The following is a 13,521-nucleotide window of genomic DNA, read 5'->3' as shown; positions in this document are numbered from 1 at the left end:
CTGCGTAGTCTATGTTATTTCACCTCAGCGGCTCGCATATTTGGGTAAAGTTGGGGGGAAGCCCAGCGCAAATGAAGTTTAGCCGACTGGCGTTATCAATTATCAATTATCAATTAATCCCACCATGTCGATCGCTTATTATGACGGCCAGTATGTAGAACGCGATACCATCCGCATCAATCCGACAGATTTCGGCTTTGCACGCGGCATCACATTATTCGAGCTAGCGCGGGTTTATGGTGGGACACCATTTTATCTGCAAGAGCATCTGCAACGGCTAAACCGTGGAGCCAAGATGCTGAATCTGCCTTTGCCGACATTACCAGAACTGTCTAATCTGACACGTCAGGTAATCGATCGTAATGCCTATCCACACAGCGCGGTCAAATTTTATCTGACTGCTGGGGAATGCGACAGACCCAGCGGCAGCAGTTATAACGCCTGTGAGGGCTTCACGCCGCATTTAATGATTTTTGAGGATGAAGTCACTCCCAAGCATCCTGAAGCCCCCTATGGACTGGAGCTGTACAAATCTGGCCAACGGTTGAAGACAGTGCCATACGATCGAGAGCTACCGATGCTCAAGACTACCAATTATCTGACGGGTTTTTATGCAGCGCGGCAAGTAGCAGGTGCGGATTACGATGATATCCTGTTTACACACCGCGATGGCTATATTACCGAAGCGACGCGCAGCAATTTCTTCTGTGTCATCGATGATGTGTTAGTGACTCCCCAGCGGGGCATGTTGCTGGGGATCACGCGGCATGTCTTGCTGGAAATAGCAACAGAACTGGGCATTAACACGATCGAGCGCGATCTATTTCCTGCCGATCTCGCCCAAGCGACTGAAGCTTTCACGACTGGTAGTATCGCAGAGCTAGTGCCAGCACGCTCGATCGATGACAATCATTTAGCCACCACCATGGATGGGAAAATCTTCACCGCTTTGCGCCAAGCTTTCTCAGCCAAAGTTCAGGCTTACTCACAGCTTGTAACAGTTTAACTATACTGGTGCTTAGTTTCCAACTAGTGCCACCATCTAGACTACCCGATTAGTTGCTAAAATGACAGTAACAATCTGAGCCTAGTAACTTAAAAGATCGAGGATTTAATTTTTCGGCTAAATTATCAACTCCCTACTCCCCACTTCCAACTCCCCACCAAAAGAAATGCTACTAAAGTCTACAACCCGTCATATTCACATTTATACAGCCGAAGTAAAGAAAAATGAACTGATTCCGAGCGAACAAGCTCTGACATTAGATGTCGATCCAGATAACGAACTAGTATGGAGTGAAGACGCATTGCGTAAGGTTTACGGGCAATTTGATGACTTGGTTGAGTCTTACAGTGGTGCTGATTTGACTGAGTACAATCTCCGCCGAATCGGATCGGATCTAGAACATTTTGTGAGAACGATGCTCCAAAACGGCGAGATCGGTTATAATCTCGACAGTAGAGTGTTAAATTACAGTATGGGTTTACCCCAAGTAGTCAGTAAAACTACTGAGTGATTCAGTTGTTTGCTGTTCTAATGTTTTTTGGACACCTCTATATCTCGTTTACTCAACTTTATATCTCCTATTCCCTCTCCTACAATCGTGTAAGTACGTAGTCGGGGGTAGTTTTTTTGTGATTGCACTGGGGAATGAACGATCTGGAAGCCAGTAACGGAGAGTGGATTTATAGTTTGTGTTATCAACGTCTAGCCGATGGGTGGTTAGTCGATCGAGATAACCATGCAGTTATCGATCTAGCGGAGCGCAAGTTAGCCGAATTTAGCAAGTTTCAACCAAATTTTCTCGCGATCGAGACACTAGATCCGATCGAGTTTATCGCGAGTTTGATGGCTGGTGCGCGCTTGGGCGTCCCGATTTTTTTGATAAATCCAAATTGGGGAATGTTAGAACGCGAGCAGTTTGCAAGATTGACAGATCTAGTAGATTCAATGCAGCATCGGGAGACAATTTCGATTCCCACAGGCGGCTCGTCTGGAGAAATCAAATTTGCACTCCATACCTGGATAACTCTCAGTGCTTCCGTGGCAGGATTCCGAGAGTTTTATGAAGTGGATGAAATTAATTCGGTCTGTACTTTGCCACTCTATCATGTCAGTGGTTTAATGCAATTATGGCGATCGCTATTGACAAATGGTAAGTTGTTTATTACAAATTTTCAGCAACTTTGCCGGGATGGAGTTAACGCGATCGCGGGGAATGAGGATCGTTATTTTCTGTCATTGGTACCTACACAATTAGCCAGATTATTAGATTTAGAGGTACGGTGGTTGACAGGATTTCGGACGATTTTAATCGGTGGTGCGCCGCCAGAAATAGATTTATTAAATAGAGCCAGAGCTGCCAAACTGCCGTTAGCTTTAACTTATGGTATGACAGAAACAGCCTCGCAAATCGTTAGCCTCAAACCGATAGAATTCTTAGCAGGAAATAATAGTTGCGGGCAAGTTTTACCTCATGCAGAAGTTCAATTAAGCTCTACTCCTAAGCGTAATATTGAAGCTGATTTAGTTGATGTAATCCGGATAAAAGCAAAGTCCTTAATGTTAGGCTACTTTCCCAATTTACAACCGATCGCTTATTTCGAGCCTGACGATATTGGCACATTCGATCGAGATGGTAATTTAACTATTTTAGGCCGTAATAGTGCCAAAATAATTACTGGTGGCGAAAATGTGTTTCCGATCGAAGTTACGAATGCAATTATGGCAACCGGATTAGTCTCTGATGCGTGGGTAATTGGCACACCCGATCGATATTGGGGGCAAATAGTTACAGCTTTGTATGTAGCAAACGCTCGATCGGTTTCCGCAGATATTTTAGCAACAGCGATCGTCGGTAAAATTAGCAAATATAAAATTCCCAAACGCTGGATTTGTGTCGATCGCATCCCCCGCAATGCATTAGGCAAGATTTTAACGCAGGAATTAGCACAACTTTTAGGGGATAAGTAGCGATCTGTAGGTATCTGCAATCGTTAAACATGTAGCTTGCAGATGAAATATAATATTTAAACTCGTTTATTGTCGATCGAAAGGTAAAACCTGATGAAATTAGTTGCGATCGATTTTGAGACTGCAAATCGCGATCCTAATAGTGCCTGCGCGCTAGGGATAGTTCAGATCGAAAACAACACGATCGTCCATGAAGAAATCTTTTTGATTCGTCCACCATCATATCGCTTTGAATTCACCAACATTCATGGCATCATGTGGGCAGATGTCGCTCAGGCTCCCACATTTAAACAAGTCTGGACGCAAATTTCCACCCGCATCGAACTTGCTGACGCTTTAGTTGCGCACAATGCTAGTTTCGATCGACGCGTACTCTATGCCTGCTGCAATTTATACGATATTCCCCAACCCAAGCAGAAATTTATCTGCACCGTTGCCCTCGCTCGCGAGCGGTGGAATTTATATCCTACCAAGCTCCCTGATGTCTGTAGATATCTCAACATCACCCTAAATCACCATCAAGCTCTCTCTGATGCGCGCGCCTGTGCGGAGATCGTCATTGCTGCTGCTGCTGTGGAGCGATGAGACTGAAATGGACTTGCTTTGCCCCAGCACCGCCCTGAACTAAAAGTGTATCCTTCGGATAGGCTTCGCCAGCGGGCTAATAGTAAAAGCTCTCTGAAGAGAACTGCGGGATCTCAGTCAGTCCATTTCAATAGACTTTCACTCTGAGCAACTAATTCATTTGACGGCGTTCTCAAACGGAGTAAATCAGTTATTCACGCCCAAGCTCCAACTAACTCACAGATGAAGAACCGATCGTAATGGGCGCGATCGAGCTTAACTTGAGACTAGGATGATCTTCTATTAACTGATTGACATTCCATTCATTCTTAAATAACAAAACTGGACGATTCCAAAGATCTTTAATCACCAAAGTATTGAATAGTCGTCCGACTTTATCCAACGCATCCCAACCATTCAGCACCCATCGCGCGACTGAATAACCGAGCGGTTCTAATGTTGTTTCCACTCCATATTCATTCTTCATCCGAAACTGTACCACTTCAAATTGCAGTTGTCCGACCGCTGCTAAAATTGGGTCGCGCTTGGCTTCATCTGCCGAGTACATGATCTGGACTGCGCCTTCTTCTTGCAGCTCTTTCACCCCTTTCTGAAACTGCTTAAATTTCGAGGGGTTGGGATTGCGGAGGAAGGCAAATAATTCTGGTGAAAAACAGGGGATACCTTCATATTCGAGCTTTTTCATGCCCGTGTAGATGGTATCGCCGATCGCGAAGACACCAGGATTATTTAAGCCAATTACATCGCCGGGATATGCTTCTTCGATCGATTCCCGATCTTGGGCGAATAACTTTTGCGGGCGGGATAGTCGGACGGTTTTGCCAGTGCGGGCGTGGCTGACGGTCATGTCTTTTTCAAATTTACCAGTACAGACCCGAATAAACGCCACGCGATCGCGATGTTTGGGGTCCATGTTGGCTTGGAGTTTGAACACAAAACCGGAGAATTCGGGATAACTCGGATCGATCGAGCCGACGTTGGAATTGCGATTTCCTGGCTTGAGAGCGTATTCTAAAAAGTAGTGTAAAAATAACTCTACCCCAAAATTGGTCATCGCGCTCCCGAAAAATACTGGAGTCATATAACCTGCATGAATCGCTTCTAAATCTAATTCGGAAGCTACGCCATCGAGGAGTTCTAAGTCGCTGTGCAGTTGGTCGAATAATTCTTTGTCTAAGATTTGTTTGAGGCGCGGATCGTGCAGATCCATCACCGTATCGGTGGCTTCGCGGCTGCCATGCGCCGTTCGCTCGAATAAATGGACTTTCTGTTGGTGACGATCGAACACGCCTTTAAAGCGATCTCCGGTACCGATCGGCCAATTGACCGCATAGGTTTGTAAACCTAATTCTTGCTCGATCTCATCTAGCAATTCTAACGGTTCGCGTCCCGGTCGATCGAGTTTATTCACAAATGTGAAAATCGGTAACTCACGCAGCTTACAGACTTCAAATAACTTGCGCGTTTGCGGCTCCAAACCTTTAGCTGCATCGATGAGCATTACCGCATTGTCGGCAGCGGCTAGGGTTCGATAAGTATCCTCACTAAAATCTTGGTGTCCGGGTGTATCGAGTAAATTTACCTGAAACCCCTGATACCCAAACTGCAACACCGTCGAGGTAATCGAAATTCCCCGCTGTTTTTCCATCTCCATCCAGTCCGATGTTGCCTTGCGCTGATCGCGTCTGGCTTTGACCGCACCTGCTTCATGAATCGCTCCTCCGTACAGTAGGAGTTTTTCTGTTAGGGTGGTTTTCCCTGCATCAGGGTGCGAAATAATCGCAAAATTGCGCCGATGTTCTACGGCAATTTCGAGTTCGGTTTGAAGCTGGGTTTGGAGTTCGGTGGACATGGTAGGAGAGTACCTTTGCTGGCTCAGTCTTTGATTATATCCGGTTTTAATCCTTGACTCCTACCAATCCCCTAATTGAAGGATCTAACTTACATCGGCTTTTTGATGGGCAGATCGCCCAAGAGGAGAGAAATAGCTAGATCGATTGCGAAAATTGCCATCCCAGAGACAATAACAGCAGCGGTAGCTGACTCGCCGACTTGCTTGACGCCGCCATAAGTGGTCATTCCCCATCCACAGCCGATCGCCCCAATGGCGATGCCAAATAATACGCCCTTAAATCCCAACATCAGCAGATCCTGGGTGAGCAAAAAACTCCGCACCGAATCTAAAAATACCAATGGTGGTACCTGATATAGTTGCGCGGCAGCAAAGATCCCGCCGCCAATCCCAAATACCAAACCTAAGATAATTAAAATTGGCACCATCGCACAACAAGCGAGTACCCGTGGCAAGATCAGATAATCGATCGGATCGGTTCTGAGAGTATAGAGAGCGTCGATTTGTTCGCTGATTTTCATCGCCCCAATTTCTGCGGCAAATGCCGAGCCAACTTGCCCCGCGACGACGCAAGCGGTGAGAATTGGTGCTAGTTCGCGACCGAAGGCGAGCGCAAACACGCCCCCAACCGAATTAATCGCACCCATGGAATCTAATTGTCTAGCTGTTTGAATCGTAAAAATCATCCCCGCCATCAGATTGGCTAATAGGACTGGCAGCATTGAGGCAGGACCAGTTTTAAATAAATGTTCGGGAACTTTTTTCAGACAAGTTTTACCTTGAATCAAATGCAGCCAAACTTGACCGATCATTAGCAATGTGAAGGCAAAGCGGATATATCCGTAGGGACGGGAATTTGCACCAGATCGTGGAGACATGGAGGAGAATGTGTGAGGAAGAGAAGAGAGGGAACATCAGGATTGAGTGAAAACACATCTATTCAGGAAACTTCTCGACGATCGGGTGTCCCGAATCGCGAGTGGACGGCGGCTGAGCAGCGGTACTCGAGATCGCCGCAGCATGATAAGTACGGGGGTTTTTCTCGTACCGATTGGGCTGTTTCGTTTTTCCCATCTGGTTGTAGAGCATTATACCCAGTTGCTTGCGCTCGGATCGTCTTCGATTAATGTAATGAAAGTTAATCAGGCGAGAATGTTTCGGCTGTAATGATTGCGGATTTCCACCCAGGAAAAACGCACTGTCAGACTTGAGTTAGCTATGTTAGAGTCAATATAATTAAACTCTAGTAAAATTAAAGAGGATTTGAAATGGTTGATACTGGCGATCGCACTAATAGTGGTAAACGCAAACTATTTTCGTTGTTGTGCCACGGTTCGATTTTTTTAGGTTCGCTGCTCTTTACTTCTGCAATTCCATTGGTGGTTTTGCTACTCTTTGACGATCCAGTTATCAAGGCAACCGCTAAAGAAACACTAAACTACCATTTTAATATTTGGCTGTACTTCGCTATTTCAGGTGCGCTGGGATTCTTATTTACCGCTTTAATCGTGACTATTCCCCTCGCTTGGATAATTGGTTTAGCATTTTTTCTCTTCCATTGGATACCGCCGATCTCTGGAATTTTAGCAACTTTAAGCAATCCTAATGAGCCTTATCGCTATCCCTTTATTTGGAGAGTACTCTAAATCAGCTATTCTTCGTTAATGATGTAGAGCAAGTAATATCTCTACATCATTTTTAGTCGATCGTTAAAGTAAGCTGTCGAACATTTGAATCGCATATCAAATTTTTTGAAAGCGAGGAGCGGCGGCTCGCGTTTCTGCTGTCTTGTCTCACACAATCCGGGAGCGGCGCATCGACAAAGGAGGTTCCCTCCGAGTTGTGTGCGTCAAGAGAGGGAACCTCCCGGCTGCGAGCCGCTATCGCAGACGCTACGCGTTGGCGTAGCCTCGCCTCTGGCGAAACGTCGGCAAAGCCTACGGTTTAGCGGGTACGCGCACGCCTTTGTCTCCCGATCGTGGAAGCGAGTCAAGACAGCGACCCAAATCATGCGGAGAGTGGAGGAGCATATGGAAAGGGTCAGCGACTCGCTCCCCGCTCTCTGCTCTAGTTTTTCATACCTAGATTCAGCAACGCCAAAAAATTTACTTAAGCTCGCTACTTGGCGATCGAATTTGAAAACAGGGGAGAGTGGGGAGAGGACGATCTGTTGGTTGAAAAAACAGCAGATCGTACCTCCTCAGATCGGCAATGCCCAAAATTGTGGAATTGGGAGATAGATGAATTCGATCTTCTACTTTATTCGCGTTTCTCGATCGCGATCGTGAGATGAGCGACCATCGCCCCAATTGCCCCAACAGCAGCCATGACGGGAAACAGAGCCGCGCTCAGGACACTACCGACAACACCTACTGTTAAGGGAATTTCAATTAAGATGCGGCCTTCTTCATTTTTGAGGATAATTCGCCGAATATTGCCTTGGTGAATCAGTTCCTTAATTTTGGCAACAAGAGCATCCCCTGTAATCGTAAATTCTTCTACCCCAATTTTTTCTTCTGTCTTCGCTGCGGGTGTGGTAGGTGCTAATTCAGCATCAACTCGTTCGACGTTTCGTTCGGAATCGATAGGTGCATTCATAATTTTATTCTCTATCGCTAGTGATATCTTCAGCCTAGACGACAATGTTGAGAAACTTGTGAGGATAAAATTGTAGACGATTTTTACCCGATCGAGCTGTAAAACCTGTAGGTTGCTACATTCAGCAATTCACACACTTCATCATCGGTGGTTCGCTCGAAATCCTTATACCATAAACCAATCCCCTCAAACTGTTCGGGAGTGACTAAGCACACTACTTCATCGACTTCCAATCTCAACTCCTGGCAAGTGTCCGGCGGCGCAACTGGAGCGGCGATAATTATGCGCTGTGGTTGATGGGGTGCGATTTCGCCGATAGCCGCCCGCATCATCGCACCCGTCGCCAAACCCTCATCTACTAAAATGACAATTCGATCGTGGATCTTTAGTGGGGTACGATCTCCCCGATAGATGAGATCGTGTCGATGTAGTTTCTGAAGCTCCAGACTGGCAACTTCGGCGATTGTATGTCCAGAAATTCGCAGCCAATCAAGCAGATTTTCATTCAATACCTCAAACCCACTAGCAGAGATCGCGCCGATGGCGAGTTCTGGATGTCCGGGAACGCCAAGTTTCCGCACCAAACAGATGTCTAAGGGTGCATTGAGTGCTTCTGCCACTTCAAAGGCGACAGGTACGCCGCCGCGCGGGATACCGAGCACCAGGACATCGGGATGATTGGCATATGCGGTAAGTTGGCTGGCAAGTAGTTGTCCGGCTTCAGTGCGATCGCGGAATCGGGTGATGATTGTCATCCGGATCGCCTCCCGCATGTGTTTTAATTTCGCCGCGTTGTTGCTGTGTATACTCTTTAAGTTGGCGTTCGGCACTCTCAAAGGCATCTCGAATGGCAATGTCGAGATCTTCATGTGACTGCTGCGCTGATGGCTGACGATTGACGATTAATTGGCTACCAGGGACAGTCAAATTAATTTGAACGTGGTAAATGTTGCCTTGATGATGGTGGCGATGTGGGACTTCAATAATGACTCGACAATCGCTAAGATGCTCGGAGAGTTTTTCGAGCTTGGCAATCTGTTTGCGAATCTTGACTTCAATCGCGTCCGATGGTGACAGGTTCTGCCAGAAAATTTGGGTATTCGATCTCATAATTTCTGAACCTCTTAAGCTGCTCGATCTTCAAGATAGATCGAAAGGTTGAGAAACTTGTGAGGAAATCCGATCGGTGCTAATAATTCTGGGTGTAAAAGTCTCGAACGAATTGCCGTGTAGAGATAGCAAGCATTAATTAAGAAAAAAGGGGCGACAACACGAGTCGATAATTCGATCGACAAACAGAGCCATGCAAACTAACTTGTCACGCCCCAGATCTACGGGCGACTGCTGGAACAAACGCACAGTATAACTTGAGATTCACAGGCGAGAAAATTACACTGGTCGATCGCGACAGATTTACGTCCATTCCGCTCACCGCTTCTGCTGCACAGTAAGCGGGAGTCTCCTGGATGTTCGATCGGTCGGGTAAGTACTTCAACTAGTAGTCCTCGATCGCTGTGAGTATGCCGTTATTATTCAGCGGATTCTTCATCATCAGGCTGAGGATAAACAAAGCTAGTAGAGCGTCCAGTCAGAACGGATTTACCTAATGAGAGTGCTTTTCTAGCTTGAATAGCGGCTTTGTTACGCCAAGTAGCGCGGCGTTTGTCACGTTTGGATTTGGATGTTTTCTTCTTTGGAACTGCCATATGAGTAAATATTTAGGCACAGCCTTCCTAGTATAACAGGATCGAACTCCGGTCTCTGAAAAAGTATAGACTCAATGCTCCGCGCTCCTTGGCGATGCAATTGCGATCGACAAACGAGCTTTATCACTACTACCGCTGTCGGGAATATAGAGCGATCGTAGTGTAGATTTAGATTCACTGGTGGCTGCGCGAATGTATGTTTGAGGCGATCGACTGTTGTAATGGTAGATATCGCTCGGATTAACAGTAAAATTACTTGCAAGATCGTCTGAATTTAGGCGATCGCTTCGATCGAGATCGCTACATTTAAGAGATCTCGATCCGTTCGGTAGCAACGACATCCAATTATGAAGATTACCAGCATCAGCAATTGGCTGCACATCTTGCGTAAGTCAAAATGCTCAAAATTAGCGAACCCACTGACCGATCTTAAAATTGACTGGCTAAAATTAGGGGACAAAGATACAACTACTATATATTTTCTCAACATAGTAACAGTCGTATAGTAGTCCAACTTATATTTAAAAATTTCGTATATCTAAATCGTACCCGATCTAACCCCATGACAGACTCAAATTTTGTATCCCGTGGCACTGGTAATAGTTTGTCATCTGGTACAGCCGACTCCACTAACGATCTCGATCCCGCTCCGACCGCTGAAGAACTCGACATCATTGGCTACTTTGCTAGAGGGGAAAAGCACTCTGCCGCTAGCGAAAATTTAAAGTTAGAATTTACCGAAACATCGATTAGATTGAGCGATGGTAATTCCAAGCTAATCGGGATTAGCAAGCAAGTAAATCAGTGGCAGCGCAAAGTCCTGATCGGTAATAATTCGCTTTTTAGAGCGAGAATCGTGCGGAATTTAACAGCTTTAGGATTTATTACTAGGCAAAAGTCATCGCATCCAGAATTCACAGAATACCATCACTTCAAAATTCCCGATGGCTATCACTTAAATTACACGGAAGTGATTCAGTTGTGGCGGATTTGGTGGAATAACAAACGTTACCAACTTAACAATCCCAATCCACCAGTTAATATTTTAACCTTTAGTAAAGGTAAATGGTATTTGGTCGAAGATCTGCAACCCAAACAGGGTAACTTTACGATTAGAATCGCTAGGGGCGAAATTACGATCGAGCCTGAAGAATATGTCGTCTGGCTCGATCTGCCCACACCGACACAGGACGACCCACCAGAGTCAAGGGATAATAATGTATCCGATTCTGCTACATTCCCCATGTCTGAATCTTCATCCTCTGAATTATCGTCTCGTCCGCAGCCGCGCCAATCGACTCCAGTAGCAACACCTGTCAGCCAAGAGTCGGCAGAGGCGATCGAAGATTCCTCGATCGAGATCGATTTAGAGTCATATCTAAATACTTTTAATACTGAGGATACCGAAGATGTCGATCGGATCGAAGGCATCTATAATATTAGCGAACTACTCAGTGGCACTAATGTCTTAGAAAATCTAACGGTACCGTCCCCAGTCGAGAGCGAACCCGCACCCATCGAAACGACACCACCTGCACTTACCAGCGTAGCCGTACCCATCGAAACGACACCACCCACACTTACCAGCGCAGTCGCTCCCGTCCAAGTGCCAACTAAGACCAAAGAACTAGTTGTCAATCCGACTCCAACTGCGCCGCCGCTGTCGATTTCCGAGCGACAAGTATCGCTCAAACTCAAAGCCATGCAAGTATTAGCGACATATCTTCAAGATGGCGAGCGGATCGTTCGGACAGAAGTATTGAAAAATGCTCAAGGGCAAGAGATCGATCGCAAAGTCACTAAAATTCAGCGAGGTTGTCCGAGTTGGGCGATCGATCGAGTTTGGCAGATGACATCGATCGACAGTTGAGAGTAAATAACTCTCGATCGACTGTAAAAAAAACGATCGCAGTCGATCGGCCACTAAAAATTCTAGTTTTCATCAACCCTCTAATCGGGTTAAAGTTGAGATATTCACAAAGAGCTAAGTTTATTGCACGCGCGATCGGTTACTACTCTAAACTCGATCCCGTACTCCACATCTTGGGTGTAGCACCATTCAAACTTAAGTTCTCGTCAATTATCCAATAGAAGAGTAAAGTTGAGATATCTGAGGAGATAAGTTTATTGCATGATTGGTCAGTTATTAGCGGGACACTATCGCGTACTTGAAGTGTTGGGGGCTGGGGGATTCGGGCAAACCTATATTACCGAAGACTTGCATTTACCTGGCAATCCGAAATGCGTGCTCAAACATCTCAAACCAGCCAGCTCGGATCGGTCATTGCTGGATATCGCGCGGAATTTGTTTGAGAAAGAAGCTATCGTGCTCCAACAACTAGGAAATCACGATCGGATTCCGCGTTTACTTGCCTATTTTGAAGAGCAGCAAGAATTTTATTTAGTTCAAGAATATGTCCCCGGACATCCACTATCTAAAGAACTGACCAAAGGGACCAAATGGAGCGAAGCACAGGTTATCGAGCTACTGCAAGAGATTTTAGATGTGCTAGTGTTTATTCACAGTCAGGGAGTAATTCATCGCGATATCAAACCCGATAATATCATGCGCCGCAATCGCGATCGGCGATTGATTTTAATTGATTTTGGTGCGATCAAACAAGTCCGCAATCAACAGATGTTGAACGGACAAAATACCATGACAGTAGCGATTGGCACTCCCGGTTATATGCCAATCGAGCAAGCCTCTGGCACGCCGCGCGCGAGTAGCGATCTGTATTCTCTAGGTACGATCGGCATTCAAGCTCTGACTGGTGTCAATCCTTACGAGCTGCCGACCGATGAAAACACGGGCGAACTCAAATGGGAACATCTGACGCTAGCTAATCCCCAGCTAATTGCCATTCTCCAGCGGATGACGCGCTACCACTTCAAAGATCGTTATCAGACGGCTGCGGAGGCTCTCAAGGCCGTCAGAGGGCTAATTAGCGGCATTGTGGTTTCGCCAGATGCTACCTACGTTCAAACTACTCAGCCGCAACCGCGCAATCTCGACTCGCAAGCAGCTACCCTCATTACGCCAAGACCCTCTACAACCAATTCTCAATCCTCATCGCCGACGTTTGCCAATCCTTCGGGGCCGAACTTATTCCCGGTCTTTGGTGGCGTTGCGGCAATCTTGGCAGCAGTCGGGAGTTTTGTCTGGTTTAGTCGCGGCATATTCGATCGACAAGATTTTGCTAGAGATGTAAGTACCGAGCTGTGTCGGGTGGCTACGCCGACAGATTTACCCTCGACGCGGGTGCGATCGCAACCCGATCGCGATGCTAAAGTTATTGCTACTTTAGCTCGCGGTACCAAGATTGTCTACCGTTCCGAGCAGGATGTTTTCGTCCAAATCCAAATGGCGGATCGATCGACTGGTTGGGTATTTAATAACCAAATTGCAAGCTGTAATGCCCCTGTTATTAAACCAACACCCAAACCAACTGCGACTCCGAAAACCGAGAGTCCCAAACCCATTGTGGTGCCTTCGCCGAGGGTGACTAGCACTCCTAGCCCTACTCCCAGTGTCGCGCCTACTCCTGCAATTACTCCCAATCCGTTGGAGTCGGCAACGCCAATTGAGGTGCCATTGCCTGATGTTTCTCCTACTCCTGTGGTGACGCCGACACCGACGCCTACTCCCTCTACAGCTACTCCGACACCGACTCCGACTCCGACTCCATCGATCGAGCTTTCGCCACCAATCAAGCAAAATTCCGATCCTGAATCGGGAACTAGCAAAACGCCCAAATCTACTCCATCCGATCCTCCTAAAGATTCCACGCCATTGTGGTAAGGTC

15 protein-coding genes are annotated in these 13,521 nt (G+C 46.4%); 7 read left to right on the top strand and 8 right to left on the bottom strand.

The features are described 5' to 3' along the window. The first annotated feature begins 124 nt into the window (after positions 1-124). The 4 genes from CHA6605_RS23330 (at position 125) to CHA6605_RS23315 (ending at position 3,559) form a co-directional block, all read left to right on the top strand. Entirely contained in the window at positions 125-1,006 is an 882-nt protein-coding gene (locus tag CHA6605_RS23330) for an aminotransferase class IV (RefSeq protein WP_015161832.1), read from the top strand. A 166-nt stretch (positions 1,007-1,172) separates the two neighbouring features. Continuing rightward, a complete protein-coding gene (ndhM, locus tag CHA6605_RS23325) occupies positions 1,173-1,517 on the top strand; it encodes an NAD(P)H-quinone oxidoreductase subunit M (RefSeq protein WP_015161831.1) in 345 nt (114 codons plus the stop codon). A gap of 134 nt (positions 1,518-1,651) precedes the next feature. Beyond that, on the top strand, positions 1,652-2,974 hold the full coding sequence (locus tag CHA6605_RS23320) for an AMP-binding protein (protein WP_015161830.1): 1,323 nt from the start codon (positions 1,652-1,654) through the stop codon (positions 2,972-2,974). 93 nt (positions 2,975-3,067) lie between these two features. Continuing rightward, the gene (locus CHA6605_RS23315; RefSeq protein WP_015161829.1) at positions 3,068-3,559 is read left to right on the top strand and encodes a 3'-5' exonuclease; all 492 of its coding nucleotides are present in this window, start codon (positions 3,068-3,070) and stop codon (positions 3,557-3,559) included. Between the two features lie 211 nt (positions 3,560-3,770). Here the strand turns inward: CHA6605_RS23315 and prfC are convergent, their stop codons facing one another. The 3 genes from prfC to CHA6605_RS34485 form a co-directional block, all read right to left on the bottom strand. Beyond that, on the bottom strand, positions 3,771-5,411 hold the full coding sequence (gene prfC, locus CHA6605_RS23310) for a peptide chain release factor 3 (RefSeq protein WP_015161828.1): 1,641 nt from the start codon (positions 5,409-5,411) through the stop codon (positions 3,771-3,773). Positions 5,412-5,500: 89 nt separating this feature from the next. Next, positions 5,501-6,289 (bottom strand): MlaE family lipid ABC transporter permease subunit, encoded by a 789-nt coding sequence (locus CHA6605_RS23305; RefSeq protein WP_015161827.1) that lies wholly within the window; start codon positions 6,287-6,289, stop codon positions 5,501-5,503. A gap of 58 nt (positions 6,290-6,347) precedes the next feature. Next, a complete protein-coding gene (locus tag CHA6605_RS34485; protein WP_157260083.1) occupies positions 6,348-6,485 on the bottom strand; it encodes a hypothetical protein in 138 nt (45 codons plus the stop codon). A gap of 194 nt (positions 6,486-6,679) precedes the next feature. On the opposite strand from CHA6605_RS34485, the gene CHA6605_RS23300 reads away from it, so the two are divergent. Next, positions 6,680-7,057: a DUF4870 domain-containing protein gene (locus CHA6605_RS23300; protein WP_015161826.1), complete on the top strand. Its 378-nt coding sequence runs from the start codon at positions 6,680-6,682 to the stop codon at positions 7,055-7,057. Positions 7,058-7,670: 613 nt separating this feature from the next. Here CHA6605_RS23300 and CHA6605_RS23290 read toward each other — a convergent pair. The 5 genes from CHA6605_RS23290 to CHA6605_RS23275 form a co-directional block, all read right to left on the bottom strand. After that, positions 7,671-8,009, bottom strand: coding sequence for a DUF4342 domain-containing protein (locus CHA6605_RS23290; RefSeq protein WP_015161825.1), 339 nt, complete (start codon positions 8,007-8,009; stop codon positions 7,671-7,673). 83 nt (positions 8,010-8,092) lie between these two features. Then, positions 8,093-8,764: a phosphoribosyltransferase gene (locus CHA6605_RS23285; protein WP_015161824.1), complete on the bottom strand. Its 672-nt coding sequence runs from the start codon at positions 8,762-8,764 to the stop codon at positions 8,093-8,095. Beyond that, on the bottom strand, positions 8,730-9,119 hold the full coding sequence (locus CHA6605_RS23280) for an HPF/RaiA family ribosome-associated protein (protein WP_015161823.1): 390 nt from the start codon (positions 9,117-9,119) through the stop codon (positions 8,730-8,732). Before CHA6605_RS23280 ends, CHA6605_RS23285 begins: the two co-directional genes overlap by 35 nt. 419 nt (positions 9,120-9,538) lie before the next feature. Continuing rightward, positions 9,539-9,715: a 50S ribosomal protein L32 gene (gene rpmF / locus CHA6605_RS33180; RefSeq protein WP_015161822.1), complete on the bottom strand. Its 177-nt coding sequence runs from the start codon at positions 9,713-9,715 to the stop codon at positions 9,539-9,541. 71 nt (positions 9,716-9,786) lie between these two features. Continuing rightward, positions 9,787-10,095, bottom strand: coding sequence for a hypothetical protein (locus CHA6605_RS23275; protein WP_157260082.1), 309 nt, complete (start codon positions 10,093-10,095; stop codon positions 9,787-9,789). Positions 10,096-10,277: 182 nt separating this feature from the next. On the opposite strand from CHA6605_RS23275, the gene CHA6605_RS23270 reads away from it, so the two are divergent. Together CHA6605_RS23270 and CHA6605_RS32015 are read left to right on the top strand one after the other, a co-directional pair. Then, positions 10,278-11,585, top strand: a complete 1,308-nt coding sequence (locus CHA6605_RS23270; protein WP_015161821.1) for a hypothetical protein — start codon at positions 10,278-10,280, stop codon at positions 11,583-11,585. Between the two features lie 261 nt (positions 11,586-11,846). Next, on the top strand, positions 11,847-13,517 hold the full coding sequence (locus CHA6605_RS32015; RefSeq protein WP_015161820.1) for a protein kinase domain-containing protein: 1,671 nt from the start codon (positions 11,847-11,849) through the stop codon (positions 13,515-13,517). Positions 13,518-13,521: the final 4 nt, after the last annotated feature.

It is taken from the genome of Chamaesiphon minutus PCC 6605, from assembly GCF_000317145.1.
GTDB lineage: Bacteria > Cyanobacteriota > Cyanobacteriia > Cyanobacteriales > Chamaesiphonaceae > Chamaesiphon > Chamaesiphon minutus.
The sequence above is the reverse complement of the archived record's forward strand: the minus strand, read 5'-3'. Positions and strand labels throughout refer to the sequence as shown.